Raw genomic sequence first — 25,906 nt, 5'->3', positions numbered from 1 at the left:
AGTCTGGACCGTGTCTCAGTTCCAGTGTGGCTGGTCGTCCTCTCAGACCAGCTACTGATCGTTGCCTTGGTGAGCCTTTACCTCACCAACTAGCTAATCAGATATCGGCCGCTCCAGGAGCACAAGGTCCGAAGATCCCCTGCTTTCATCCTTAGATCGTATGCGGTATTAGCGTAACTTTCGCTACGTTATCCCCCACTCTTGGGTACGTTCCGATATATTACTCACCCGTTCGCCACTCGCCGCCAGGCCGAAGCCCGCGCTGCCGTTCGACTTGCATGTGTAAAGCATGCCGCCAGCGTTCAATCTGAGCCAGGATCAAACTCTTCAGTTCAATCTCTGTTTTTCGGTATTGCTACCGAGGTCACTCACTCAAAATACTGACGAAATCTCATAAATGAGATTTACGTTTAATTTTGTGCGAGCGTTATAACGTATATTTTGAGCATCAGGCCCGAGGGCCTGGGCATATCGTCAAACGCCCACACTTATCGACTGTTGATTTTTAAAGATCGCTGCGTTTAGCGACAAATCGTTGTGTTTGTCAGCAGCAGAGAAGCGAGATTATGCGGTACAGCGTGCAACTCGTCAACCCCTCTTTCTCACATCGTTTCGCGTTGTTTGCTGCGTCTCGCTGTGAGGGACAGAACTATAGCAAACGATCCGACTGTCCGCAAGGGCCTTCTTCTATTCCCGTATTTCTGCATTCTGTCGCACACGGCTGGCGACTTTCCCCAAGGTTATCTACACTTGCCCCATATTCAATAGAAAGTGGCGCATGTTTCCAACACCGAAAGCTCAAGACACAGCAAAAACCGTCCTTGCCTGGCTTCACCGCGGCTTTGACGCGACGACCGGCTGGGTGACGCATTTGTCGTGGTGGAAATTCTTCCTGTTTGCCGCCCTGTCGATGATCGCCGCCTCCATCCTGCAGGACGAGCTATTCTCGCCTTCCCGCGACGAAGAGATGGTGATCCGCTCGCATAAGCGGACAAAGAATGGAAGTGCCGATCCGAATATCACAATTGACGATAGCGGCATCCACTTCAACCCGCGTGCGGGAAAGATCAAGAAGCCCGCGGCCAACGAGACCAGCGCGGACGAAAAGGATAATGCCGAAGATTCGGCGCAGGCCGCAGCTGAGGCTGAAGCTGCAGCTCCTGCAATGCCGGAAAGCGCTGAACCCGCAGCTCCGGCCGCGCCAGCGGCGCCAGCAGCACCCGCAGCACCGATGCACGGCAAGGCGCGCCCTGCCGCGCCGGCGCCGCCTGCAGCCCCAATGCCAGGCGAGGAAGTCCACATCGAACTGCCGCCGCAGATTGGCGAGGAATTGTCTAACGCTCTTGAGCAGGCGGTCGATAGCGCGGCTGAAGAGAAAGTTTCGCGCTACCACAAACAGGCCTCGACCTGGTTCACCAGTTTCATTACCCTGCTCTTGTTGGCACTTTTTGCGATGAAGGCGCTAGTTGGCGGCAAGAAGAAGGCAGAAGCGGAAGCCCAGGTAGCGAATGCGGCAGCTGAGCGTGAATCCATGCAGCGCCAGCTGAGCGAGGCCAAAATGCAGATGATGCAAGCGCAGGTTGAGCCACACTTCCTGTTCAATACGCTTGCTTCCGTCGAGCACCTGATCGAAACCGACCCGCCGCGCGCCTCTGCCATGCAGCGCAGCCTGATCAAATACCTGCGCGCCGTGCTCCCACAGATGCGTGAAAACAAGCTGACCAGCACACTTGGCAGTGAGGCGGACATGGTGGCGGCCTACCTGGCCCTGCTGAAAATGCGCATGGAAGAGCGCCTGACCGTCGATTTCGACGTCTCCGAAGGCCTGCGCACCGCCGCCTTCCCGCCGATGATGCTGCAATCGATGGTGGAAAACGCCATCAAGCATGGCCTGGAAGGCAAGCCTGAAGGCGGCTACTTGAAAGTCCGCGCCGACGTCGCGCACAGCAAGCTGCGCGTCACCGTGACCGACAACGGCCTGGGCTTTGGCGCCAAGCCAAGCACGGGTACCGGCCTCGGCCTGACCAACATCCGCGAACGCCTGAAGCTGCTGCACGGCGACCAGGCTTCGCTGAAGATCGAGCCCAATACCCCAAGCGGCGTGATCGCAATCATCGAGGTGCCATACCAGTTGGCGCGCTCCGAATAAGCGATTGCCATTCGCCTCGATCCATTGAATAATTGATACTTCTTATTTCATCAAATTTAGCATTATGCCCACAGCGATTATTGCCGACGACGAACGCCTGATGCGCGACCAGCTGCGCATGCGGCTGGAGCAAGTCTGGCCGGAACTTGAGATCCTCGGCGAAGCCAAAAACGGCGAAGAAGCAGTCGAACTGGTCAATGAATTGAAACCGGATTTCACCTTCCTCGACATCCGCATGCCGGGCAAGACCGGCATGGAAGCTGCCGCCGAGATCGGCAACAAGAGCAATGTGGTGTTCGTCACCGCTTACGACGCTTACGCTGTGGAGGCATTTGAACGCGGCGCGGTCGACTACGTACTGAAACCGCCGGAGCCTGAGCGTTTGAAGGTCACCGTCGAACGCCTGAAAGGCCGCCTGTCCTCGCCGGCAGCCAGCGCTGCGCAAGGCGCGGACATGGCCGCCATCCTGAGCCAGCTGGCGGAGAAGATCGCGACGCCCAAGCAGAAGTATCTGCAATGGATCCAGGCCAGCATTGGCTCGGACTTGCGCATGATTCCCGTGGAAGAAATCCTGTTCTTCCGCTCGGACGAAAAATATACCTGCGTGCAGACCGATAAGTTCGAGGCCCTGATCCGCAAACCCGTGCGCGACCTGGCGGATGAACTGGACCCTTCCCTGTTCTGGCAAATCCACCGCGCCACCCTGGTGAACGTGAACGCCATCGAAGGCGTAACGCGCGACATCCGCGGCCGACACCTGGTTATGATCAAAGGCCGCCCAGACAAGCTGGAAGTCAGCCGCTCCTTCCTCCATCTGTTCAAGCAGATGTGACGCAGATCAAGCCGTCCCCCGGCTTGGTGTAATACGGTGTCCTGGTGGTTGCTGCCACCAGGAGGCCCAATTGAAGAATCCCCGCTCACGCGTCCATGACGCCGCGCCACCGATTCCGCACTGGCGGACATCCGGGAGGATGAGCGCGTCCACATTTCCCGCGAATTGCACGACGACCTGGGCCAGCTCCTCGCTACCCTGCGCGTTGAGCTCACACTCCTGAAACAGCAGCCGCCTGGTTCGCCCGATGCGGCGGCACGGCTGGAAAGCATGGATGCGCTACTCCTTAACGCCATCAGCTCCCTGCGCCGCATCGCCGGCAATTTGCGCCCGCGCGCCCTGGATGAAGGCGGACTGCATTTCGCGCTGGAGTCACTGCGCCTGGAGTTCGAAAAGCGCCACGGCATCAGCTGCCTGCTCGATGCATTGCCAGACACACTGGCGCTCGATGAGCGCTATAGCACCGCGATTTATCGGCTGGTACAGGAGTCGCTGACCAATATCGCCCGCCATGCAGGAGCCGCCACCGCGCAGGTACGCCTGCGGCGTGAAGGCGGTGAGCTGCATATCGATATCGACGATGATGGCCGGGGCATTGCAGTTGGCGATATGGGCAAGGCGGATGCGCTTGGACTGCTGGGGATGCGCGAGCGCGTGGCAGCGCTGCGCGGCGCCATGGAAGTGGACGGCGGCAAAGGCGGGACGCGTATCGCCATTACGATTCCCCTGCCCGGCGATTCATGAAAAAAAAAACGGCGGGTCCGAAGACCCGCCAAAAGATCATGAATCACCTCGAGAGATGCTACTGCTTACAGCAAAAACTTCTTAGAACGCGTGACGGATGCCCAGGTCGAACGCCTTGTCGCCCGAACCAGGTTCGGTGTTGTTGCCAACGGTGTAGCCAGCGCCATTCTTGTTCTTGATCTTGGCGATCGCGGTGTACAAGGTGGTGCGCTTGGACAGGGCGTACAGGTAGCCGATGGCGTACTGGTTGGCGTCCTGGTCGTTTTGCTTGTCGTTCTTTTTGATGAACGAAGCAACCAGGGTACCGCCGCCCATTGGCACGCCTACGCCCAGCAGCCATTCGTCGCTGTCAGCGGAGGACTTGGGAGCAACTGCGTAGCCGAAAGCGTTGGCCACTGGCAGGGGTGCGCTGCCTGCGCCTTTGTCGCGCTCGTAGCCGAAGTAGGCCTTGGCAACGCCGAAGTCGTAGTTGGCGGCCAGCAGGGTGTTCTTCGCCAGGTCTTTACGGACGGCTGGGGTGACGCCAACAGCTGCTACGTCGTTGTTCTTGTTGTTGTGAACCAGGCGCACGTTCAGTGGGCCGTTCGAGTAGTTCACGCCCAGGCCGAACTGGCGGCCGGCGGTGGTGTCGCCAGCTTGCTCGCCCATGCCGTACAGAGCGTCAACGCTGAAGCCTTCGAAGACTGGCGAGTTATAGACGATGGCGTTCGACAGGCGGGTGTTCACGCCGCCGGTTGGGAACAGGTTTTTGGCGGAACCAGCGTAGCCGGCGCCGAATGGGTCGGCAACTTGCGACAGGGCGTTGTACAGCATGGTGTACTGGCGGCCCAGGGTGATCTGGCCGGCTTCCTTGCTCTTCAGGCCAACGAATGCCTGGCGCTGTGCGAACACGCCTGCGGTGTCCTGGTCGCCGGTGTCGATCTTCACGCCGGATTCGATGGTGAACAGGGCGGACAGGCCGTTACCCAGGTCTTCCACGCCTTTGAAACCCAGGCGGGAAGCCGAACCCACACCACTGGTCACTTTGGTGACGTTGCCGGCCGCGCCGCCGCGTTCAGCGACGATACCTGCGTCGGCGATGCCGTAGATGGTCACGTTCGACTGGGCTTGTGCTTGTGCTGCGAAACCGCCAATGATCAGTGCTGCCAGAGTAAGTTTTTTCACTTGTTGTCCTACGTTGTTGAAGTTGAGGGAAATGTTTCAAACGCAGCTATATTGCCCCTCAATTACTACAACAACGTGACAAGAAAAAAATTACTTCAGGCGTGCTGTAACAACCCAGTAATATTCGGACCGAAGGACCTTGATTTCACGCGCGGCGATGCCGATGCGCTTGCGCAGCCAGCTGTCGGACGGGTAGTTTTTCATGACTTCGAAGCGGTTTCCGTCGTCATCTTTCTGGAATTCGTAGGTATTTCCATGCTGGTCGGTGCGCGCGACCGGGAAGCTCTCGCCGTCCACATAGTCTTCGCCCATCAGCACCAGCAGGACATCCTTGCCGACCTTCTCGCGCAATTGTTTCAGGAATTTGTCCTGTTTCTCGCGTCCCAGCTGGGCCCACAGGAATTCGGCGTAGACGGCCGTGTACTCGCCCGGCTCCACTTCCAGGCCGTCCAGGTCCAGACTCTCAAGCTGGAGGACCTCATGGCCGTCCAGCAGTTCTTCGACGTGCTCGCGCACTTCGTACAGTTCTTCTTCGTTAATCACAGTTCGTAGTTCTCATGTTCGCCCTTCATCGCCTGTTCGATCAGCTTGCGGTTCAATGTCGGCGCCAGCAGCTCGATGAAGGTATATATATAGGATCGCAGGTAGGCGCCCTGCTTGACGGCCACGCGCGACACATTCATGCCGAACAGGTGGCCGGCGGGGATGGCGCGCAGGTTGCGGTCGCGTTCCGGGTCGAAGGCCATGCCGGCAATGATGCCGACGCCCATGCCCAGCTCCACGTAAGTCTTGATCACGTCCGCGTCGATCGCTTCCAGCAGCACGTCCGGCTTCAGGCCCCGTTTTTCGAAGGCCTGGTCGATGCGTGAGCGCCCGGCGAAGGCGGCATCATACGTGATGATGTGGTGCTCGGCCACTTCTTCCAGGGTGACGGACTTGATTTTCAGGAGCGGATGGTCCGGCGGCACCACCACCACGTGCTCCCACTGGTAGCACGGCAGGGTAATCAAGCCATCGATGGCGGCGATGGATTCGGTGGCGATCGCCAGGTCGGCCTGGTCGCGCTGCACCATCTCGGCGATCTGTTTCGGATTGCCTTGCAATAAAGATAAGCGCACCTTCGGGTACTTCTGCATGAAGGCCTGCACCACTTTCGGCAGTGTGTAGCGCGCCTGGGTGTGCGTGGTGGCGATGGTGAAGCTGCCGGAATCCTGGGCGGCGTACTCCTTGCCGATGCGTTTCAGGCTGTCGATTTCCTGCATGATCAATTCGACCGAGGACAAGACCAGCCGTCCCGGCTCGGTCAGGCCGCGAATACGCTTGCCGTGCCTTGTGAATATATCAACACCCAATTCCTCTTCCAGCTCGATGATCGCTTTGGAAACGCCAGGCTGGGATGTAAACAGGGCCTTGGCGGCGTCGGTCAGGTTGTAGTTCTGGCGTACGGCTTCGCGCACAAATCGCAGTTGGTGAAGGTTCATTCTCGCTCTCGTTGGACTCCCCAGCGCTATTTTACGCTGATGCTTATGCCTTAACAGCATATAAGCAAATAAAGACTATGTTGTTTGGAATAAGCCCCCAGTTTATTACCATTGATTCCACTTTGGGCATGCCTTACTGGGAAAGCTATGTATCAATACGATCAATACGACCACCTCATCATCCGCGAACGCATCGAGCAGTATCGCGACCAGGTTCAACGCCGCCTGAACGATGAGTTGACCGAGGCCGAATTCCTGCCATTGCGCTTGCAGAACGGTCTTTATATGCAGCGCCACGCCTATATGCTGCGTATCGCCGTCCCTTACGGCCTGCTCAGCTCCAAGCAGATGCGCATGTTCGCCCACATCGCCCGCAAATATGACCGCGGCTATGGCCACTTCACCACCCGCCAGAACATCCAGTTCAACTGGATCAAGCTGGAAGAAACGCCGGAAATCCTGAGCGACCTGGCTTCGGTGGAAATGCACGCCATCCAGACGTCGGGCAACTGCATCCGCAACGTGACCTCCGACGAATTCGCAGGCGTGGCCGCCGACGAGATCATCGACCCGCGTCCGTACGCCGAAGTGCTGCGCCAGTGGTCGACCTTCCACCCTGAATTCATCGCCCTGCCCCGCAAGTTCAAGGTGGCGATCAACGGCGCCGTGGAAGACCGCGCCGCCATCGCGGTGCACGACATCGGACTGACCGTAGTGAAGAACGAAGCCGGCGAAATCGGCTTCAAGGTGATGGTCGGCGGCGGCATGGGCCGCACCCCGATCCTGGGCAGCGTGATCCGCGAGTTCCTGCCGCGCGAACACCTGCTGACCTATATTGAAGCGATCATGCGCGTGTATAACCTACACGGCCGCCGCGACAACAAATACAAGGCCCGCATCAAGATCCTGCTGAAGGCCCTGGGCGTGGAAGAATTCACCCGCCAGGTGGAAGTCGAGTGGGAAGACCTGAAAGGCACTGAGCAGACCCTGACGCTGGAAGAGATGGAGCGCATCATCGCCTACTTCCAGCCGCACGGCTACAAGGCCCTGCCTTCGTACGACGCTGCCGCCGCACGCAACGAAAAGCCATTCCACAACTGGCTGAAGCGCAATGTGAAGCCGCACAAGCAGCCTGGCTACGCCGCCGTGGTGCTGTCGCTGAAAAAGACCGGCGTACCGCCGGGCGACGCGACCGCTGAGCAGATGGACTTCATGGCCGACCTGGCGGACCGCTACAGCTTCGGCGAACTGCGCGTGACCCACGAACAGAACATCGTGTTGGCCGACGTTGAACAGTCCCAGTTGTACGCCCTGTGGCAGGAGATCAAGTCGCACGGCCTGGCAACGCCGAATATCGGCCTGCTGACCGATATCATCTGCTGCCCTGGCGGCGACTTCTGCTCGCTGGCCAACGCCAAGTCGATCCCGATTGCACAGGCGATTGCAGAGCGTTTCGACCACATCGACTTCCTGCACGATATCGGCGATTTCGAGCTGAATATCTCGGGCTGCATCAACGCCTGCGGCCACCACCACGTCGGCAATATCGGCGTGCTGGGCGTCGACAAGGACGGCAGCGAGTGGTACCAGGTGTCGATCGGCGGCGCACAAGGCAATAACTCCGCCATCGGCAAGATCATCGGCCCGTCGTTCTCCGCGCAGCAGATGCCGGAAGTGATCGACCGCCTGCTGCAAGTGTACGTTCGCGAACGCACTCCCGAAGAGCGCTTCGTGGACACCGCGCAGCGCCTGGGCATCGCCCCGTTCAAGGAATTTGTATACGCCACGCCGATTGAAACCGCTGGCCGCCTGGTAGGAGAAGACGAATATGCCTAAGCAAATCATCAAGGGCCGCGAAATCGTGGCCAACGACTGGACCCTGCTGCGCGCGCCGGAAGCCGCCGAAGGCACCAGCCCTGAGGACAAAGCAACCGCCGCGGAAACCCTGTCGGTGCCTGCCGGCCGTGTGATCGTGCCGCTGGCTACCTGGCTGGCGCAGCGCGATGCGCTGTCGGCGCGCGCCGCCGCCGGCGAAATCGGCGTGTGGATCGCTCCCGATGAAGATCCGCTAGCCCTGCGCGAAGACCTGCCGCGCCTGGCGCTGGTGGCCGTCGACTTCCCGAAATTCACGGATGGCCGCGGCTACTCCCACGCCTGGAACCTGCGTTCCCGCCTGGGCTGGAGCGGGGAACTGCGCGCCATCGGCGACGTGCTGCGCGACCAGCTGTTCTCCATGCAGCGCGTGGGCTTCGACGCTTACGACACCCGCCCGGACCGCAGCATCGAAGACGCACTGAAGGGCCTGACCGTGTTCAGCGAAACTTACCAGGCCTCGGTCGACCAGCGCGTGCCGCTGTTCCGCCGCCACGCCCGCCCAACGCCTTCAGCCGGAGCCTGACCATGAGCGAGCTTGCCACCCGCGTGCGGGATACGCTCGCCACGCTCGAACGCGTCGCAGAAGAGTTCTCGCCTGCCGTTTTCGCCTCCAGCCTGGCCGCTGAAGACATGGTGCTGACGGACCTGATCCTGAAGGCCGGCCTGCCGATCGGTATCTTCTCGCTGGAAACCGGCCGCCTGCACAAGGAAACCCTGGGCATGGTGGAGCGCGTGCAAGAGCGCTATGGCTACGAGATTGCGCTGTATCGCCCGGTGCAGGCTGCCGTCGACGCCTACGTCGAAAAGAAAGGCATCAACGCCTTTTACGACAGCGTTGAACTGCGCAAGGAATGCTGCCAGATCCGCAAGGTTGAACCGCTGGGCCGCGCCTTGAACGGCAAAAAAGCCTGGGTCACCGGCCAGCGTCGCGCCCAATCTGCAACCCGCTCCGACCTGTCGGTGCAGGAGTATGATGGTTCGCACAGTATGGAGAAGTTCAACCCGCTGGCCGATTGGTCGGAGCAGGAGGTGTGGGACTACATCCGCGCCAACGACGTGCCTTACAACCCGCTGCACGACCAGGGCTATCCGTCGATCGGCTGCGAACCCTGCACCCGCGCCATCCAGCCAGGCGAAGACGTACGCGCCGGCCGCTGGTGGTGGGAAAACCCGGACTCCAAGGAATGCGGCCTGCACCTGGTAGACGGCAAACTGATTCGTATTAAGAAAGCTAGCTAAATGAACGCACTGGTAGAACAACACGTCAATTCGCGCCACCTGGACGCGCTGGAGTCGGAAGCCATCCACATCCTGCGCGAAGTGGCCGCCGAATGCTCGAACCCTGCCCTGCTGTTCAGCGGCGGCAAGGACTCCGTGGTGCTGCTGCGCCTTGCGGAAAAGGCTTTCCGCCCAGGGAAGTTCCCCTTCCCGCTGGTGCACATCGATACCGGCCATAACTTCCCGGAAGTGATCGAGTTCCGCGACCGCCGCGTGGCCGAACTGGGCGAACGCCTGATCGTCGGATCTGTCGAAGAGTCGATCAAGAAGGGCACGGTGCGCCTGCGTAACCCGGCCACCGATTCGCGCAACGCCGCGCAGGCCGTCACGCTGCTGGAAACCATCGCCGAATACGGCTTCGACGCTTGCATCGGCGGCGCCCGCCGCGACGAAGAAAAGGCCCGCGCCAAGGAGCGCATCTTCTCCTTCCGCGACGAGTTCGGCCAGTGGGACCCGAAAGCCCAGCGCCCGGAACTGTGGGACCTGTATAACACCCGCGTCCACCCAGGCGAGAACATGCGCGTGTTCCCGATCTCGAACTGGACCGAACTGGATGTGTGGCAGTACATCGCCCGCGAAAAACTGGCCCTGCCATCGATCTACTTTGCGCATGAGCGCCAGGTGATCCCGCGCAACGGCCTGCTGGTGCCGCTGACCGACCTGACCCCGGCCCGCGAAGGCGAGAGCATCGAAACCCAGGTAGTGCGCTTCCGCACCGTGGGCGACATCTCCTGCACCTGCCCTGTGTCTTCCGACGCTGCCGACGTGGACGCGATCATCGCTGAAACCGCAGTGACCCAGATCACCGAGCGCGGCGCCACCCGGATGGACGACCAGACCTCCGAAGCCTCCATGGAAAAACGCAAGAAGCAAGGATACTTCTGATGAACGCACTGAACGAAAACCTGAACGAACGCAATCTGCTGCGCTTCATCACCGCCGGTTCCGTCGACGACGGCAAAAGCACCCTGATCGGCCGCCTGCTGTTCGACAGCAAGGGCATCTTCGCCGACCAGCTGGCAGCTGTCTCGCGCGCCAAGCATAAGCGCACCGTGGGCGACACCATCGACCTGTCCCTGCTGACCGACGGCCTGGAAGCCGAGCGCGAACAAGGCATCACCATCGACGTCGCTTACCGCTACTTCGCCACGCCGAAACGCAAGTTCATCATCGCCGACACTCCGGGCCACGAGCAGTACACCCGCAATATGGTGACCGGCGCCTCCACCGCCGACGCCGTGATCATCCTGGTCGACGTGTCGAAAGTGAAGCTGCGCGAGGACGGCGGCGTGGACCTGCTGATCCAGACCAAGCGCCACTCCACCATCGCCCACCTGCTGCAGATCGAGCACGTGGTGGTGGCCGTGAACAAAATGGACCTGGTGAACTACGACCAGGACGTGTACGACCGCATCGTCAAGGCTTACCGCGAGTTCGCCAAGACCCTGGGCATCAAGGATGTGAAGACCATCCCGCTGTCCGCTCTGGCCGGCGACAACGTGGTTGAACAGTCCGACAAGATGCCTTGGTACCAGGGCCCTACCCTGATCGAACTGCTGGAAGACTTGTCGGTGTACGACGAGTCGCACAACTCCGCCTTCCGGTTCCCGGTGCAGCTGGTGGCGCGCCACAACGGCCACGAGGCCAACGACTTCCGCGGCTATATGGGCCGTATCGAAGCGGGCAGCGTATCGGTCGGAGACAAGCTGGTGGTACAGCCCTCGGGCCAGACCGCTACGGTCAAGGAAATCGTCACCTTCGACGGCTCCCTGCAGTCCGCCAGCGCCGGCCAGTCCGTGACCATCGTGCTGGAAGAGTATGTGGACGTATCGCGTGGCGACCTGCTGGCTTCCAGCGAACAGCCGGCCAGCCTGCTGAAGCAAGTGAACGCCGACGTCTGCTGGCTGTCCGAGGAACCGCTGGATATGCGCCGCAAGTACTGGATCAAGCATGGCACCAAACAGACGGCTGCAAAAGTGGCCCGGATTGATTCGATCCTTGACATCAACACCCAGCACCGTCACGATGCGAATGCGTTGAAGCTGAACGACGTGGCGCGCATCGCGCTGACCGTGCAGCAACCGCTGGCCGCGGATGCCTACTCGGACATCCGCGCCACCGGCGCCTTCATCCTGATCGATGAAGTCACCCACCAGACAGTAGCCGCAGGCATGATCCGCCTCGGCGAATAAGCTTCGCCAAGAAAGGAACCTGCGCATGCCATACGGGAAAGTGTATTTGATTGGAGCTGGACCGGGGGCGCAGGACCTGATCACCATGCGTGGCGCACGGCTGCTGGCGCAAGCCGAAGTGGTGCTGTACGACGCGCTGGTGACGGAAGAAATGCTGGAATTGTGCCCGCAGGCGGAGAAGATCTCGGTCGGCAAACGCGCCGGCCAGCGCTCGACTGCCCAGGGCTTTATCAATCAGCAGCTGGTCGACTGCGCAGCGCGCTACGGCATGGTGGTCCGCCTCAAGGGCGGCGATCCGATGCTGTTCGGCCGCGCTGACGAGGAGCTGACGGCGCTTGAGCAGCACGGCATTGAAGTCGAAGTCGTTCCCGGCATTACCACCGCAGTTGCAGCCGCCGCGGCGACCCGGCAGCCGCTGACCAAGCGCGGCGTGGCGCGCAGCGTGGCGTTCTTTACCTCTTCCACCGCACCGGGGCATCCGGAAGAACTGACGATTCCTTCGACTGATACGCTGGTGCAGTATATGGGCGGGCGCGAGGCGATTGCGACGGCCAATAACCTTTTGTCGCAGGGGCGCGCGCCGGATACGCCGGTGGTGGTGATTGAAAATGTCAGCCGTCCGGACCAGCGGATTGAGCGCATTACCCTGGCTGAATTGGCGCATGGGCTGCCTTCGGCCCATGGGCCGGTGCTCGTGATGCTGGGGAAGGCGATGGCTGCCCGGCCGCAGCAAACCCGGTAAACCAGTGTCTGACCCGCTGGGTCAGACACTTGACCTGCCGCGGCCGCGTGACTGGTGCCTGACCCTGCGGGTCAGGCATCGATTTACCGGTTTTAGGCGTACAATACCGTCCTCCCCAAAAAGAGGTACAAGATGAGCCAAGCCCACGAAATCCTGGAGCGCGCGCGCAATGCGCGCCTGGCAGGCAAATACGAAGACGCCCTGCGCGACCACCTGTGGTTCCACGAGCACGCGCTGGAAGAAGACCCGACCCTGGCCGGCGTCCGCCTGTCCTTTGCCCTGCGCGACTGGATCTACCTCGCTGAACAATTCCCCCTGGCGCGCCGCGCGCTGCAGGCGATCCGCGACCGCGATGCCCAGCGCATCCTGAACGGCGGCGCCACGCTGGGCCGCTTCCACGACGTCAGCGCCATCAACAGCGCCCTCGGCGAAGAACGCGCAACCTACGAACTGTTCACCCAGCTCGACACCCAGTTGCCCGAGCTGGCCAAGGACTGCGCCGACCTGGCATTGCCGGCCCTGGTTGCAGTCGAAGACTTCCCGCTGGCGCGCCGCTACCTGCCCAACCCGGTGGCCCGCATCGAAGCCTTGGCCAGGCGCGTCAACGATTTCGCCGAAGATTTGGCCAAGCGCGGCAACACCTCGTCCGCCCCGCAGCTGCTGGCCTTCGTCCTGAACTACACCAAGGAAGTACGGCTGATCGTGGAAGTGTTCCGCCGCCTGGGCGAAGATGAGGAAGTGGCCAAGGCCAGCGCCGCAGCGCTCGAGTCCCTGAAGTCGGAAGCCTTGCGCGACGCCGTGCAGCGAGAATTCGACAACCCTGGCAGCACCATCGCCGCCATGGTTTCCCACGCCAAGGGCAACGCTTAAGCGACTTAAGCCGCAGCTACCACCCGCCCCTGCCAGCCGCCGGCCGTGCGGCTGGCCAGCACCAGGCACTCGCCCGGTCCGCTTTCCACAACCAGCCGTCCACGCTCGTCCCACAACGCGCTGCGGCCGGCCGATTGCCAGCCGCCGGTTGGCCCACCGTGGTTGGACATCAGCACCGGCATCGCGTACTGCTCCGCATATCCCCGCAGGATTTCGCTATCCTTGGCGTAGCCGCCGGGCGACACCAGCACGCTGGCCGCGTACAGCGCTGCTCCCGCCTGCGCCGCTGCTTGCGCATGGCTGGAGTGTGTGAAATCGGCGCAGACGGCCAGCGCCACCTGGGCGCTGTCGATATCGAGTGCAGCACCGCCCGGGCCGGCAGTGAATACTGCTCCTTCGCCTTCATGCAGATGCTGCTTGGTGTATTCCGCCACACGGCCGTCCGGAAGGAAGGATATGGCGCCGATGTAAAGCGCATCGTCAATCCGCAGCGGCGCGCCGGCCACGATGGTCATGCCGCTGCCTTGCGCCAGCTCGGCCAATGGCGCCAGACGCACGTCGCCGCCGCGCATGGCCACAGCCGCCGCGACCTCTGGCTCATAGCCGGTCAGTGAAAGTTCGGGGAAAAGCGCAAGCCGCGCACCGAGCGCCGCAGCCTGCCGCGCAAGCACCAGGTGACGCGTGAGATTGGTGGCGATGTCGCCTTTGATGGAGGCGGATTGTATAGCAGCGACTACAGGGAATTCAGGAGCCATTGGTCACGGCTTTGATGCAGTAATCGGACATCGCCTGCAGCACCGTGGGATCTTCCCCGACTGCGCCCACGGAGTGGATCTTCATGCCCGGATGCGCCAGGCGCATTTCGTCCAGGATCAAAGGCAGGTCGCGCAGCACATGGCCGCCCTGCCCCAGGAATACGGGCACCACCGTCACCTCGTCGACACCCTGCGCTGCGAGCGAGGCTACCTGGTCTTGCAGGCGCGGCGACATCAGTTCAAGGAAAGCCAGCGAAACATCGAGCTCCGGTGCGCGGGCTGCTGCCATTTCCCGCAGGCGCTCGAACGGTTCCGCCCAGCTGGCGGAACGGGCGCCATGCGCGAACAGGACCAGTGCACGGCGGCCCATGCTAGTGCCGCTCCACCCAGTAAAGGGCGCCGATTGCCAGCATCAGGTACAGCAGGCTTGGCATCACTGCCGTCACGAAGGCCGGCAGCACGGACAGCAAGCCGATATGCGAGAACAGCGTATTCACCAGCAGGAAACTGACCCCGATCATGATGCCGATGAAAATCTTCAGGCTCACGCCGCCGGAGCGCGTGTGCAGGTAGGCAAATGGCAGCGCCAGCGCCATCAGCACGAAAATCGCCAGCGGGTCGATCAGCTTTTTCCAGAACGCGATCTTGAAGCGCTCCGTGCCCTGCTTGTTTTCCTGCAGGTGGCGGGTGTACACGGCAAGCTCGTTGGCCGACATGCGCTCAGGATCGGAGCCGGCGACCGACAGGATTTTCGGCGTAATTTCCGAGATCAGTTCCTTGGCCGGATACTTCTTCACCTCCACCAGGCTGCTCGCCTGGGCAAAGTTGTTGCTCACGTTAGCCTCCGCCCCGTCGACCAGCAGGGCCGGATTGCTGAAGATATTTTCGGTGACATCGTTCAGCTGCCAGGTATTGTTCCCCTGGAAGTTAGCCGTTTTCGCCAGCGTCAGGGAGCGCAGGCGGAAGCTGTTATCGAAGTCGTACAGCTTGACGTCGACCAGTTGGCCATCCGCACGCACTTCGCGTACGTTGAAGAAGCGGGTGCCCATCGTATCGCCGGACATGCCGCCGCTCTTGATGATGTCCTTGGTCCACATGCCCGAACGGAATTCCGAGGACACCGTGGTCCCGCGCCCGGTAAGGCGGATTTTTTCCGACAGCTGCGCCAGCCGCGGCGTGATCAGTTCACCGAAAATGAAGGCGACCACTACCAGCACGACCCCGACCTTGCCGACCATGATTGCCGCCATCCGGGTCGACAGCGACGACGCGCGCATGATGGTGAATTCGGATGTCGACGCGAACTGCGCCATCGTATAGATGGTGCCGATCAGCGATGCCACGGGCATGACTTCAGTCAAATGCTGCGGGATCATGATCAGCACATAGAGAGCCGCATGTTCCATGCCGTAGCCATTCTTGCCCACGGCGGGCAGCTCCCCGGTCAGGTCCATGAATGCCTGCAGGCCGAGCAGCGCGGCCAGCGCGAAGGCTACCGCCTGCAGGATGGAGACGAAGAAATAGCGTTGGAGGATGCTCATTTTTTACGCGAAGCTCCGCGCTTGAAGGCTGCCCACAGGGCGCGCGGGTGATAAGGGTGGTTCACGTTCAGGCGCCAGGCAAACATGGACAGGACGACCAGGGCTGCAATCAGGTGCAGCGGCCACCAGCCCATGGCAAAAGACATTTTGCCTTGCTTGATGCTGCCTTCGAACACCTTGGTCAGGTTGTTATAGGTGAAGAAGACCAGTACCGCGATAATCAGGTTGATCGCACTGCCTGCGCGCGGATTAGCAAAGCCCAGCGGAATCGCCACCAGGATAAGCAGCAGGCAGGTGATGGGCAGCGCAATGCGCCACATCATCTCCGCCTTTGCGAAATTGTTGCCCTTCCAGTCGGCCAGCAAGCCTCGCGTCGACGTGGCGTTGGCGTCGTTGTTGTCGCCCGCATCGGACGATTGCTGCGTCACGCGCATGCTGTAACGCTGGAACTCCATGCTCTGGAAATCGGCATCGCCCGGCTTGCCCTGGTAGCGGCGGCCGTTCTTCAGCACCAGGAACTTGTCCCCGGTCGGCATTTCCTCGACCACGCCCTCGGAAGCGACGATCACCGAAGTGCCCTTGGCGTCGACCTGGTTGACGAAGACATTGCGCACGACGGCGCTGCTGCCTGCCACGCCTTCGACGAAGAAGATGCGGTTGGCCGACGACGATTCCTTGAACTGGCCGGGCGACACCTTCTGCAAGTCTTCACGCTTGGCGAAGCGCTCCACATATTCGTAGGTCTTGCCGCGCGCCCAGGGCGTCACGTAAAAACTGAGCAGCGCCGTCAGCAGCACGATCGGCAAACCAAACGACAGCACCGGGCGCACGAAGCGCGTCAGGCTCAAGCCCGACGCGAACCACACCACCATCTCGGAATCCCTGTAGGTGCGGGTGATCACCATCAGGACTGAAATAAAACTGGTGAAAACGAGGACAGTTGGCAGATAATTCAAGGCTGCGAACGCTAAAAGCGCGATGACATCGCTGGATGCGACCTTGCCACCCGCGGCGCGGCCGAGGATGGTGACCAGGGTCCACGTCAGGAGAATCGAGAACATCACCGTAAAGGTGGCCCCGGCAGAGCTGATCAGCTCTCGGCGGAGGGCGCGATGGAAAATCATTCGACGTTTATAATTCGTTCTACAAAATTAAGGAGAAACCAAATGGACTTTAGCATAAAAGCACTCGACGCCAAGAACACCATCGCCAGCGCCAAAAGCGGCTGCGTCGTGGTCGGCGTCTTCGAAAACAAAAAACTCTCGAAAGCGGCTAAAGCCCTCGACGGCGCCGGTGAAATCACCGCTGCGCTGAAATCCGGCGACATTACCGGCAAGGCCGGCACCACCCTGCTGCTGCGCGGCCTGAAAGGCGCTGCTGCCGATCGCGTGCTGCTGGTAGGCCTGGGCGCCGAAGAAACCGTCTCCGAAAAAGCCATTGGTTCGGCCATCAATGCCGCCATCAAGGCGCTGGGCACCGTGGCTGCGACGGACGCTATTATCGCACTGCCGCTGGAAGAAGTGAAAGGCCGCGACGCCAACTGGGCGATCCGCTCCGTGGTGCTGGCCGGCCGCGACGCCGTTTACCGTACCGACGCGCAGAAGTCCAAGAAAGACCCGGCATGGGCCGGCCCTAAGAAGCTGGCGCTGGCCGTGGCAAACAATGCCGGCAACAAGCTGTCGCTGTCGCAGGCGGTCGCCACCGCCAACGGCATGGAACTGACCAAGGAGCTGGGCAACCTGTCCGCCAACGTCTGCACCCCGACCTACCTGGCCAACGTGGCCAAGAAGCTGGGCAAGGACTTCGGCTTTGAAGTCGAGATCCTGGACCGCAAGCAGATGGAAGCGCTGAAGATGGGCTCCTTCCTGTCCGTGACCAACGGCTCCGAGCAGGCGCCCAAGTTCATCGTCCTGAAACACAAAGGCGGCAAGGCCAAGGATGCGCCGACCGTCCTGGTGGGCAAAGGCATCACCTTCGACACCGGCGGCATTTCGATCAAGGCCGGCCCTGGCATGGACGAGATGAAATACGATATGTGCGGCGCCGGCTCCGTACTGGGCACCTTCCGCGCCATCGGCGAAATGGGCCTGAAGTCCAACGTGGTCGGCATTGTGGCCGCATGCGAGAACATGCCATCGGGCCGCGCCACCAAGCCGGGCGACATCGTCACCTCGATGAACGGCCTGACCATCGAGATCCTGAACACCGACGCCGAAGGCCGCCTGATCCTGTGCGACGCGCTGACCTACGCCGAGCGCTTCAACCCGGCCGCCGTGATCGACGTGGCGACCCTGACCGGCGCCTGCATCGTGGCCCTGGGCCACCACAACAGCGGGGTATTCGCACGCGACGACGACGCGGGCAATGCCCTGGTCGACGCCCTGATGGCATCGGGTAAAGCCACCGGCGACACCGCATGGCGCCTGCCGATCGGCGAGCAATACAACGAGCAGCTGAAGTCCAACTTCGCAGACCTGGCCAATATCGGTACGCCAGGCGGCGCATCGTGCACCGCCGCGGCTTTCCTGGAGAACTTCACCCGCAAGTATCCATGGGCCCACGTCGATATCGCCGGCACCGCATGGAAATCGGGCGCCGCCAAAGGCGCAACCGGCCGTCCAGTGCCGATGCTGACGAACTTCCTGATCGGCCGCGCAGGCTGATAAAGAAAAAGCCGGGGCGACCCGGCTTTTTTCCTATAAAGGGGTACGTCCCCTTTTTCGTTCAATACACCGACGTTGACGTAGGCTGCTGAAGCGGCGCACCGCGCGCGGCAGCGCCTTCCCCGCGTTGCAGGAGTACGGTCAGCGTGGACGGAAGGTCGAAGCCGGCGCCAGTCTGCTTGTCGACAATCTGGCCGGCCCCCAAGGTGAAGATGATGTTGCCCCACCTGGAAGCATTCTGGTGCGCTTCGATCTGGTCATAGGACCAGACGTCTTCGTGACGGCAATCCACGACGAGCGGCTGGGTGCTCTTGTGGACTGTAACGCGTCCGGGCGAGGTGACGAACCAGCGCCCCCTGTCGTTCGACAAGACGCAGCCGATACCGGAAACCTGCTGGTGATCCAGCACAGTCTGCACCAGGACAGACTGCTCGGCCGAGTCGAATATGGTCGCGCAAGCGCCCAACCCCGCGGCGCAAAGCGCAGCGAGCACGATTCGACTCAGCCGGGATGGCATGCCGCCGGGCTCAGTCCGCCGTCGACTGGGCTTTTTTCTGCTTGAGGCCCTGGATGACATGCATGATGTCATCCATGCTGTTCGCCCCGATGCCCTGGAAGGCGTCGAGAACCTCGTTCAGTACTTCGTTACGCACTTCGGCGTCAGCAGCAGCGATCGCCTGTGGCCGCTGGGCAGCAGCGCGGGCGCTCGCGTCCTTGGCCGACTTGCGGCCCGCAGGCGATTTGCCGTGTTCCAGCGCCGCTTGCCAGATCAGCCAGCGACGTTGCGTTTCATATACCAGATACTCTTCTGGTTTGTCTTCGCGCCGACGGACGATTTGACCGTCCTTCTGCGCCCATGCTTCGAATGCAGATCGCATGTTATTCCTTTAGTGTGCAGTGCCTGTTAAATCGGAATTAGTTTCCGCATATTACCACTTATTGATGCAAGACAATATTAGTTTCGTTGCATATAAGCAAAAATACCCAGCTTCTTGGAAACAACTTCGATACCAACCATTTAAGTATATTGACATTTACGGTTGTTGTTAGCGTAATTTTAGTACCAATCTGATAACTATGAAGCACTAATAGTAATTTTTTTTTCGCTTGCACCTTTTTGCGACAAGAAATCGCAATTTTGATGTCACCGTAGAATCATTGTTTGGCTCAAAAACGACAGCTTCCCTTAGCATAGTGAGTGTTGATAAGATCTGCCCCCACGCAACTTGAAAGGCCGTTATGAAACTAGCCACCTGGAATGTTAACTCATTGAATGTTCGCTTGCCGCACGTTACGAAATGGCTGGGCGAAAATCCGGTAGATGTGCTCTGCATCCAGGAAACCAAGCTGACCGACGACAAGTTTCCGGTCAAGGAAATCGAGGAAATGGGTTACCAGGTCGTCTTCAACGGCCAGAAAACCTATAACGGCGTCGCCATCCTGTCGCGCCACCCGATGCAGGACGTGGTCAAGAACAACCCGAAATATCCGGACGAACAGCAGCGCATCCTGGCCGCGACCATCAACGGCATCCGCGTGGTCAACGCTTATGTGCCGAACGGCCAGGCGCTCGACTCGGACAAGTACACCTATAAGCTGGGCTGGCTGGCTGCCTTCCGCGACTGGCTGGGCGAGGAACTGGCGGGCAACGGCCAGCTTGCCGTGCTGGGCGACTACAACATCGTGCCGCACGTGCGCGACACGCATGACCCGGCAATGGAAGGCGATATTTTCTGCTCCGATAAAGAACGCGCAGCGCTGCAAGCCCTGTTCGACCTCGGGCTGCACGATTCCTTCCGCCTTTTCGAACAGGCGGAAAAGAGTTTCTCGTGGTGGGATTACCGCATGCTGGGCTTCCAGAAGAACAAGGGCCTGCGCATCGACCATGTGCTGCTGTCGGCGCCATTGAAGGAACGCTGCGTATCCTGTGTGATCGACCGTGCACCGCGCAAGTGGCAGCAGCCTTCCGACCACGCGCCGGTGATCGCTACCCTGGGCGCTTAAGCTGCTTTATCCATCATGAGCTGGGCGCGCACGCCCAGCACAGGTTTCGAGAACAGGTAGCCTTGGGCGAAAGTACAGCCCTGCTCGCGCAGCAGCTGGAACTGCCCTTCCGTCTCGACCCCTTCCGCCACCACGGATAGCTGCAGGCTGTCCGACAGCGCGACGATTGCCGCCACGATGGCGCGGTCTTCCGCGCTTTCTTCCAGGTCCTTGATGAAGGCGCGGTCGATCTTGATCTTGCGCACCGGGAAGCGCTTCAGGTACGCCAGCGACGAATAGCCGGTACCGAAGTCGTCGATCGACAGGCGGATGCCCATCGCATTGATCTGGCCCAGGATTTCCAGCGTCTGTTCGCCGTGCTGCATCAGGGCCGTTTCCGTGATCTCGAATTCGATCAGCGCCGGGTCGATGCCGGTTTCCTCCAGCGTGCGCCGGATCGAATCGACCAGGCCGCGATGCATGAACTGGCGCGCCGACAGGTTGATCGCCATCGGCACCGGCGCAATACCCTGGCGCTGCCATTCCATGCTTTGCTCGCAGGCGCGGCGCAGCACCCATTCGCCGATCGGCACGATCAGCCCATTGTCTTCGATCAAAGGGATGAACTGGTCCGGCATCACCAGGCCGCCGGCCGGACGGCGCCAGCGCAGCAGCACTTCCAGCGTGGCCAGGCGGCGCGTGGCAATGTCCATGATCGGCTGGTAGTGCAGTTCGAACTGGCCAAGCTGCAGCGCTGAACGCAGCGCGCTCTCCATCTCGAAATGCATGGCCGCAGCCATGTTCATCTCTTCGTTGAAGTACTGGTAGTTGTTGCGGCCCGATGCCTTGGCGTGATACATGGCCGCGTCGGCATTGCGCATCAAGGTGGCGACGTCGTTGCCGTCGTCGGGATAGGTGCAGATGCCGATCGATGGCGTAATGTGGAGCAGGCGTCCTTCCAGCGGGAACGGCTCCGACAGCATGTCGATGATCTTCTGCGCCACATGGCTCGATTCATCGGTGGTATGGATGCCGGGCAGCAGCACCACGAATTCGTCGCCGCCCAGGCGCGCTACGGTGTCGCTGGCGCGCACGGCGCCGACCAGGCGCCCCGCCACTTCCTTCAGCAAGGCGTCGCCCGTCATATGGCCGAGCGAATCGTTGATGGTCTTGAAGCGGTCCAGGTCAATGAACATGACGGCCAGGCGGCGCTCCGAACGCTGCGCGGCCAGCATGGCGCGGTCCAATCGGTCGGCCAGCAGCGCGCGGTTCGGCAGGCCGGTCAGGCTGTCGTGGTAGGCCATATGGTGCACGCGCGCCTCGGCCTGGCGCCGCTCGACGATTTCCGCCTGCAGCTGCGCATTGGCGCCCGCCAGTTCCGCTGTGCGTTCCAGCACGCGCACTTCCAGCTCGTCGCGTGCGCGGCGCACGGCTTCGGCAGCTTCGCGGCGCGAGGTCACGTCGTCGATCAGCCATACCGAGCGCCCCTTGGGGTCCGCCATGTCGAACGGACGTCCAGACAGGCGCGCCCAGAAGCTGCTGCCGTCCTTGCGCACCAGCTGGTATTCGTAGGAGCTGGCGTGGCCGGCCAGGAAATCTTTCTCGGTTGCCTTGCGCGCCGCATCCCACGCTGACAGGTCGGGATAGAAAGTCTGCACGCTGACGCCGGCCATTTCGCCGGGGCCGTAGCCGAACAGTTCTTCCATCTTGGCGTTGCAGCGCAGGTTGCGGCCTTTCTCGCAGACGGAGATGCCCATTACCGCGCTGTCCAGAATCGCCTGGTTTTCCAGCAGCGCATTGCGCAGCGATTCCTCGTCCTGCTTTTGTGCGGTACGGTCTTCGATGATCCAGATCGTGCCTTGGGTCGGGTCGTCCGGGTTGACCACATAGCCGATCAGCTGCGCCCAGAAATCGCTGCCGTCCTTGCGCCGCATCAGCGTCTCGGAATGGAAAGGCTTGCCGACGCTGAGCAGCGGGCCGGCCATGGCGCCGATGCGCGCATAGGTTTCGTCGTCCGGGTAGATGGTGCGGCCCGGCATGCCGAGGCCTTCATCGCCGTCGTAGCGGAACATCTCGGCAAAGCCGCGGTTATAGCGCGTGATGATGCGGTTCTTGGTGAACAGGATCGAGATCGACGCATTGGTCATGATGGCCTCGACTTCCATCTGCACCTCGCGCGACACCGTCACGTCTTCCAGGATCCAGATGGTGCCGCCGTCGTTATGCACCTGGTCCACCGCCTGCGCGCGCACGCGGCACCAGATTTTCACCCCGTCCTTGCGCATCAGCTGGCATTCGCGCATCTCGAACAATTCGCCGGCGCCCAGCAAAGGCGACGCAAGGCGCCCGAATTCGGCGTACTCCTCCGCCGTCTCAAACAGCTCGGCGGCGCGGCGGCCGCGCAATTCCGTTTCTTCGTATCCGAACATTTCAGCCATGCGCGGATTGACGGTCAGGATCTGCTGGTTCTTGGTGAACAGGATGCCGACCGACGCGTTGTCAAGGATGGCCTTCTGTTCCAGCAGCAGGCGGCCCATGGCTTCGGTGGCGATGCGCTGCTCGTTGATGTCTTCCAGGATGAAAACCGTGCCTTCGCGCGCATCGGCCGGATCCAGTGCGCGGCCGTTGGAGCGGCACCAGAACAGCGTCCCGTCGCGGCGGCGCAATTGCAGTTCCAGCGTCAGCGGCGTGCCCTGCGCCAGGATCGGGAAGTACTCGTTGCGGATACGCAGCGCCTCGTCCGGCGTTGGATAGAGGATGTCGCTCGGCGCACCTTCCAGCTCATGCCGTGCATAACCGAACATTTCAGCGGCACGCATATTGCATTCGACGACATAGCCGTTCTTGGCGAGGATGATGCCGACTGCCGCATTTTCCAGGATGGCCTGCTGCTCCAGCATGGCCTTGCGCAGCGCGCGCTGGTCGCGCTGGGCGCTGCTGATGTCATTGAAGATGATGGTGGCGCCGCCATCCAGTCCGCCCGGCAGTGCCTTGACCGTCAGCTGCACGGCGACGTAATTGCCGCTGGCGTTGGTCAATACACTGTCCCACTTGGGCGCGGTGCGCGGCGCCATATTCGGCAAGGCGGCCGATACGACAAGGGCGGCGTTCAGTTGCGCGTGCGCTTCGGCGCGCACATGGCGTGCGAACATTTCGACAACGTTGCGGCCGCGCGGGTCCGATTGCAGCAAGGCGTCAAATTCTGCGTTGGAAGCGAATACCAGCCCGTCGGCATCGCACGCGCAGGCGGGCATGCCGATCAGTTGCAGGGCATTGGCAACCACTTCCACATTACTTGACACAGAATTCATGAACGCCTGGGCTTTCGGGTATCCAGACGATCATAGCGTACAAAACTGCCTACTCAAAGAAAAGCCCCGGGGCGGCTGGCATTGTTACAACAAACACATGGCTTTTTACCGCGCCGCAGCAGTTTATGCGCCTTGCTCAAGCTCTTTCAAGCGGCGCAAGATCACCTCTTTGAAGTCGTCTTCCGGGCCCATTCGCAAACACTTTTCCAGGTCCGCGATGGCGGCCTTGCGATTGCCCATCGCCAGGTGGACGCTGGCGCGGTTGTAATAAGTGAACGGATAATCCGGATTCAATGCAATCGCGCGTTCGTAGAAGTTAAGAGCTTTGCCATATTGCGCAGTTTCCATGCAAATCGTTCCCGCCGTACTCAAGGCCGACGAATCAGAGTAGCCCAGGGAAAAGGCGCGTTCGAGGTCTTGCATGGCGGGTTCGAAACGCTTGGTCATGGCGAACACCGTACCGCGATCGGCGTAGGCCAGCGCATATTCGGGGTCGACTTTCAGCACATCGCCATACAGGTCCAGCGCGTCCTCGATTTGTCCGCGCGCGGCAAAGCTGCGGGCACGCATGCAGATCGGCGCCAGGTCCGGATTTTCCTTGCTCATCCAAGCTCCTTCTCGATGTATTCCGCCAGTTCCGGCAAGCGGATGGCACTGCATTGCGGGCGCCGGGGGTCCTCACGCGTATGCGCGCGCAGCGATGCCGGAAGATTGTCGCTCAGCCAAAGCTGGGGGAAGCGATAGCTCGCGTACTGTTCGCCCTCGATGTCCTCCACCAGCAGATGGCCATTCCATGAGTCTTCATAAAGACGCCCCGAGATCTCGGAGAGAAATACCAGTGCCGTTTGCCCGGGCCGCAGCGGTTTGTTACCCCAGGCGCTGGAGGCGTGCACAAATTCGATTTCCCTATCCAGCATTTTCTGCGTGATCCCTTTGCGTGACGTATACACCGCCAGGATCCTGGCGCGCAGCTGCTGGGGCTTTGTCTCTTCCAGCACGTGAAGCAGGACAGCGTCATTGACGGCCGCCTTCGCGGCCAGGAATTTTTCGTTGTTACTCATTTGGGTTTCCAGGGCCCGCCGCGCTGTTCGAGGATCGGCATGTAGTCGCGCATATTGCCGCTGGCCTCAGGTATTTCGATGCCGAACCGGCTCGGGTATGTCGCGCAATTGTAGGTGCATTCGTTCTTGCCTGGGAATCCGTAGTAGACATCGTCCATCGGCACGTTCACTCCGCGCGCTTCGTGTTCTGCCACAATAGCCTTGTACTCTTGCCGCGTGACCGGAATCTTCTGCTCATACACCACTTGCGGCTTACCGTCCCTGCCGATGCCGGGATTTTCATGGACGTCGCGGAACACAGGCGTGTCGTCGGTGATTATACCGGGGTAGCTCTTGCCCTGGCGTAGCGACTGCACAGCGTCGAAGGCCGACATCTCGCCCACATCCGGGCCGAAGCCGTATATGGTCTTGCCGCCATCGAGCGAGTAACCCACGTGCCCCGTAATACGGTAAGGGTGCGGCGGATTCTCGCCAAGCAGTTCCGCAGGCTTGCCTGCGCCGCGGAAGCCGATCACGCTGATGCTCTTTGGCGCCTGCCAGGCTGCCAGGGCATTGGCGCCTTTCGCGCCAAAGAAGCCGCCAAGGAAACTGCCGCCCAGCATGGACCACTTCTGGCCGTCCGATCCTTCGCCGAAAATTTTCCCGCCCAGCCAACCGCCGCCCATACCGCCGGCAAAGCCGCCAATCAAGCCGCCGGCCGCCAGCAAAGGCCCGCCGAGCACGATGGCCGAGCCGATGCCGACCACCAGCAGCGTGACGTGCACCCAGCCCGGCACCAGGTCCTCCGGTGCAATGTCGTCGGTCTGTACGGTGTCGCCGCCGATGTTGACGTTCTTCGAGCCCTCGGTGATGGTGGCGCTGCAGGTGGTCTTGTCGTCCACCCGCGCGGCAGGCATGCTGTTGATGAACACCTTGCCGCTGCCGGTGGCAATCGGTTTGGAGCCCGAATGCTTCTCGCACTCGGTCATGTCCAGGTGGGCGCGGGCAGCGGCAATGGCGTTGATGAAGACCGTCGGCGAACAGGCGCCGACGATCTTGCCCACCACTTCCTTCGGCGCCCAGCTCATGGTGCTCATCACTTCGCCCAGCCCCGCCCCGGCAGCTGCTGCGCCGCCGACGATGGCGACAGCGGCCAGGCCGCCAGTGCCGACGATCGCCACGGCGGCAACGGCAATGGCGGCTGCGGCCAGCAGGCCGCCAAGCAGCCAGCTCATTGTGGGGCTATGCCCGATCGGGTCGTTCAGCCTCGCTGCGTGCGCCATCGC

At 61.2% G+C, this 25,906-nt stretch carries 25 protein-coding genes and 1 rRNA gene; 12 read left to right on the top strand and 14 right to left on the bottom strand.

What is annotated here, in order from left to right; genetic code table 11:
• Nucleotides 1-334, bottom strand: a 16S ribosomal RNA gene (locus GM658_RS09280); the annotation flags it as partial.
• Nucleotides 335-778: 444 nt separating this feature from the next.
• On the opposite strand from GM658_RS09280, the gene GM658_RS09275 reads away from it, so the two are divergent.
• From GM658_RS09275 to GM658_RS09265, 3 genes are all read left to right on the top strand, one after another.
• Complete coding sequence (locus tag GM658_RS09275; protein ID WP_155453718.1) at nt 779-2,149, top strand: sensor histidine kinase; 1,371 nt, start codon at nt 779-781, stop codon at nt 2,147-2,149.
• Nucleotides 2,150-2,213: 64 nt separating this feature from the next.
• Nucleotides 2,214-2,981: a LytR/AlgR family response regulator transcription factor gene (locus tag GM658_RS09270; protein ID WP_155453717.1), complete on the top strand. Its 768-nt coding sequence runs from the start codon at nt 2,214-2,216 to the stop codon at nt 2,979-2,981.
• 120 nt (nt 2,982-3,101) lie between these two features.
• Nucleotides 3,102-3,725 (top strand): sensor histidine kinase, encoded by a 624-nt coding sequence (locus tag GM658_RS09265; protein WP_155453716.1) that lies wholly within the window; start codon nt 3,102-3,104, stop codon nt 3,723-3,725.
• A gap of 81 nt (nt 3,726-3,806) precedes the next feature.
• On the opposite strand, the gene GM658_RS09260 is transcribed toward GM658_RS09265, so the two are convergent.
• From GM658_RS09260 to GM658_RS09250, 3 genes are all read right to left on the bottom strand, one after another.
• Entirely contained in the window at nt 3,807-4,889 is a 1,083-nt protein-coding gene (locus tag GM658_RS09260) for a porin (RefSeq protein ID WP_371865067.1), read from the bottom strand.
• 90 nt (nt 4,890-4,979) lie between these two features.
• Nucleotides 4,980-5,432: a hypothetical protein gene (locus tag GM658_RS09255; RefSeq protein WP_155453715.1), complete on the bottom strand. Its 453-nt coding sequence runs from the start codon at nt 5,430-5,432 to the stop codon at nt 4,980-4,982.
• Complete coding sequence (locus GM658_RS09250) at nt 5,429-6,370, bottom strand: CysB family HTH-type transcriptional regulator (protein WP_155453714.1); 942 nt, start codon at nt 6,368-6,370, stop codon at nt 5,429-5,431. The genes GM658_RS09255 and GM658_RS09250 overlap by 4 nt, the downstream gene beginning before the upstream one ends.
• A 147-nt stretch (nt 6,371-6,517) precedes the next feature.
• Here GM658_RS09250 and GM658_RS09245 point away from each other — a divergent pair, with 147 nt between their 5' ends.
• From GM658_RS09245 to GM658_RS09215, 7 genes are all read left to right on the top strand, one after another.
• Nucleotides 6,518-8,206, top strand: a complete 1,689-nt coding sequence (locus tag GM658_RS09245; RefSeq protein ID WP_155453713.1) for a nitrite/sulfite reductase — start codon at nt 6,518-6,520, stop codon at nt 8,204-8,206.
• Complete coding sequence (locus tag GM658_RS09240) at nt 8,199-8,768, top strand: DUF934 domain-containing protein (RefSeq protein WP_155453712.1); 570 nt, start codon at nt 8,199-8,201, stop codon at nt 8,766-8,768. Before GM658_RS09245 ends, GM658_RS09240 begins: the two co-directional genes overlap by 8 nt.
• Nucleotides 8,769-8,770: 2 nt before the next feature.
• On the top strand, nt 8,771-9,484 hold the full coding sequence (locus tag GM658_RS09235) for a phosphoadenylyl-sulfate reductase (RefSeq protein WP_155453711.1): 714 nt from the start codon (nt 8,771-8,773) through the stop codon (nt 9,482-9,484).
• The gene (gene cysD / locus GM658_RS09230; RefSeq protein ID WP_155453710.1) at nt 9,485-10,408 is read left to right on the top strand and encodes a sulfate adenylyltransferase subunit CysD; all 924 of its coding nucleotides are present in this window, start codon (nt 9,485-9,487) and stop codon (nt 10,406-10,408) included.
• On the top strand, nt 10,408-11,715 hold the full coding sequence (locus GM658_RS09225) for a sulfate adenylyltransferase subunit 1 (RefSeq protein WP_155453709.1): 1,308 nt from the start codon (nt 10,408-10,410) through the stop codon (nt 11,713-11,715). Before cysD ends, GM658_RS09225 begins: the two co-directional genes overlap by 1 nt.
• Nucleotides 11,716-11,740: 25 nt before the next feature.
• Complete coding sequence (gene cobA / locus GM658_RS09220) at nt 11,741-12,457, top strand: uroporphyrinogen-III C-methyltransferase (protein ID WP_155453708.1); 717 nt, start codon at nt 11,741-11,743, stop codon at nt 12,455-12,457.
• A gap of 132 nt (nt 12,458-12,589) precedes the next feature.
• Nucleotides 12,590-13,327 (top strand): hypothetical protein, encoded by a 738-nt coding sequence (locus tag GM658_RS09215; RefSeq protein WP_155453707.1) that lies wholly within the window; start codon nt 12,590-12,592, stop codon nt 13,325-13,327.
• A 5-nt stretch (nt 13,328-13,332) separates the two neighbouring features.
• Here GM658_RS09215 and GM658_RS09210 read toward each other — a convergent pair whose 3' ends face one another.
• Genes GM658_RS09210 through lptF form a run of 4 tightly spaced genes read right to left on the bottom strand, consistent with a single transcriptional unit; the run spans nt 13,333 to nt 16,747 of the window.
• A complete protein-coding gene (locus GM658_RS09210; protein ID WP_155453706.1) occupies nt 13,333-14,082 on the bottom strand; it encodes a carbon-nitrogen hydrolase family protein in 750 nt (249 codons plus the stop codon).
• Complete coding sequence (locus tag GM658_RS09205; protein WP_155453705.1) at nt 14,072-14,452, bottom strand: sirohydrochlorin chelatase; 381 nt, start codon at nt 14,450-14,452, stop codon at nt 14,072-14,074. Before GM658_RS09205 ends, GM658_RS09210 begins: the two co-directional genes overlap by 11 nt.
• Nucleotide 14,453: 1 nt before the next feature.
• The gene (gene lptG / locus GM658_RS09200) at nt 14,454-15,623 is read right to left on the bottom strand and encodes an LPS export ABC transporter permease LptG (protein WP_155453704.1); all 1,170 of its coding nucleotides are present in this window, start codon (nt 15,621-15,623) and stop codon (nt 14,454-14,456) included.
• Nucleotides 15,620-16,747 carry an LPS export ABC transporter permease LptF gene (lptF, locus tag GM658_RS09195; RefSeq protein WP_155453703.1) on the bottom strand — a complete coding sequence of 376 codons (1,128 nt, stop codon included), beginning with the start codon at nt 16,745-16,747 and terminating at the stop codon, nt 15,620-15,622. The genes lptG and lptF overlap by 4 nt, the downstream gene beginning before the upstream one ends.
• A gap of 42 nt (nt 16,748-16,789) precedes the next feature.
• Between lptF and GM658_RS09190 the strand changes: the two genes are divergently transcribed.
• Complete coding sequence (locus GM658_RS09190) at nt 16,790-18,286, top strand: leucyl aminopeptidase (protein WP_155453702.1); 1,497 nt, start codon at nt 16,790-16,792, stop codon at nt 18,284-18,286.
• Nucleotides 18,287-18,347: 61 nt separating this feature from the next.
• Here GM658_RS09190 and GM658_RS09185 read toward each other — a convergent pair whose 3' ends face one another.
• Together GM658_RS09185 and GM658_RS09180 are read right to left on the bottom strand one after the other, a co-directional pair.
• Nucleotides 18,348-18,803, bottom strand: coding sequence for a hypothetical protein (locus GM658_RS09185; protein WP_155453701.1), 456 nt, complete (start codon nt 18,801-18,803; stop codon nt 18,348-18,350).
• A 10-nt stretch (nt 18,804-18,813) separates the two neighbouring features.
• The gene (locus tag GM658_RS09180) at nt 18,814-19,164 is read right to left on the bottom strand and encodes a phiTE_015 family protein (protein WP_155453700.1); all 351 of its coding nucleotides are present in this window, start codon (nt 19,162-19,164) and stop codon (nt 18,814-18,816) included.
• Nucleotides 19,165-19,525: 361 nt separating this feature from the next.
• Between GM658_RS09180 and xth the strand changes: the two genes are divergently transcribed.
• Nucleotides 19,526-20,290, top strand: coding sequence for an exodeoxyribonuclease III (xth, locus tag GM658_RS09175; RefSeq protein WP_155453699.1), 765 nt, complete (start codon nt 19,526-19,528; stop codon nt 20,288-20,290).
• On the opposite strand, the gene GM658_RS09170 is transcribed toward xth, so the two are convergent.
• The 4 genes from GM658_RS09170 to GM658_RS09155 form a co-directional block, all read right to left on the bottom strand.
• The gene (locus GM658_RS09170) at nt 20,287-23,580 is read right to left on the bottom strand and encodes a sensor domain-containing protein (RefSeq protein ID WP_155453698.1); all 3,294 of its coding nucleotides are present in this window, start codon (nt 23,578-23,580) and stop codon (nt 20,287-20,289) included. The genes xth and GM658_RS09170 overlap by 4 nt on opposite strands.
• A 123-nt stretch (nt 23,581-23,703) precedes the next feature.
• Complete coding sequence (locus GM658_RS09165) at nt 23,704-24,186, bottom strand: tetratricopeptide repeat protein (protein ID WP_170298746.1); 483 nt, start codon at nt 24,184-24,186, stop codon at nt 23,704-23,706.
• Nucleotides 24,183-24,641: a hypothetical protein gene (locus tag GM658_RS09160; RefSeq protein ID WP_155453696.1), complete on the bottom strand. Its 459-nt coding sequence runs from the start codon at nt 24,639-24,641 to the stop codon at nt 24,183-24,185. The genes GM658_RS09165 and GM658_RS09160 overlap by 4 nt, the downstream gene beginning before the upstream one ends.
• The gene (locus GM658_RS09155; protein ID WP_155453695.1) at nt 24,638-25,903 is read right to left on the bottom strand and encodes a PAAR domain-containing protein; all 1,266 of its coding nucleotides are present in this window, start codon (nt 25,901-25,903) and stop codon (nt 24,638-24,640) included. The genes GM658_RS09160 and GM658_RS09155 overlap by 4 nt, the downstream gene beginning before the upstream one ends.
• Between the last annotated feature and the right edge of the window lie 3 nt (nt 25,904-25,906).

Origin of the sequence: Massilia eburnea, from assembly GCF_009720745.1 — a bacterium.
GTDB lineage: Bacteria > Pseudomonadota > Gammaproteobacteria > Burkholderiales > Burkholderiaceae_D > Rugamonas > Rugamonas eburnea.
Note: the sequence above shows the minus strand (reverse complement) of the source record. Positions and strands in the feature narration are given on the sequence as shown.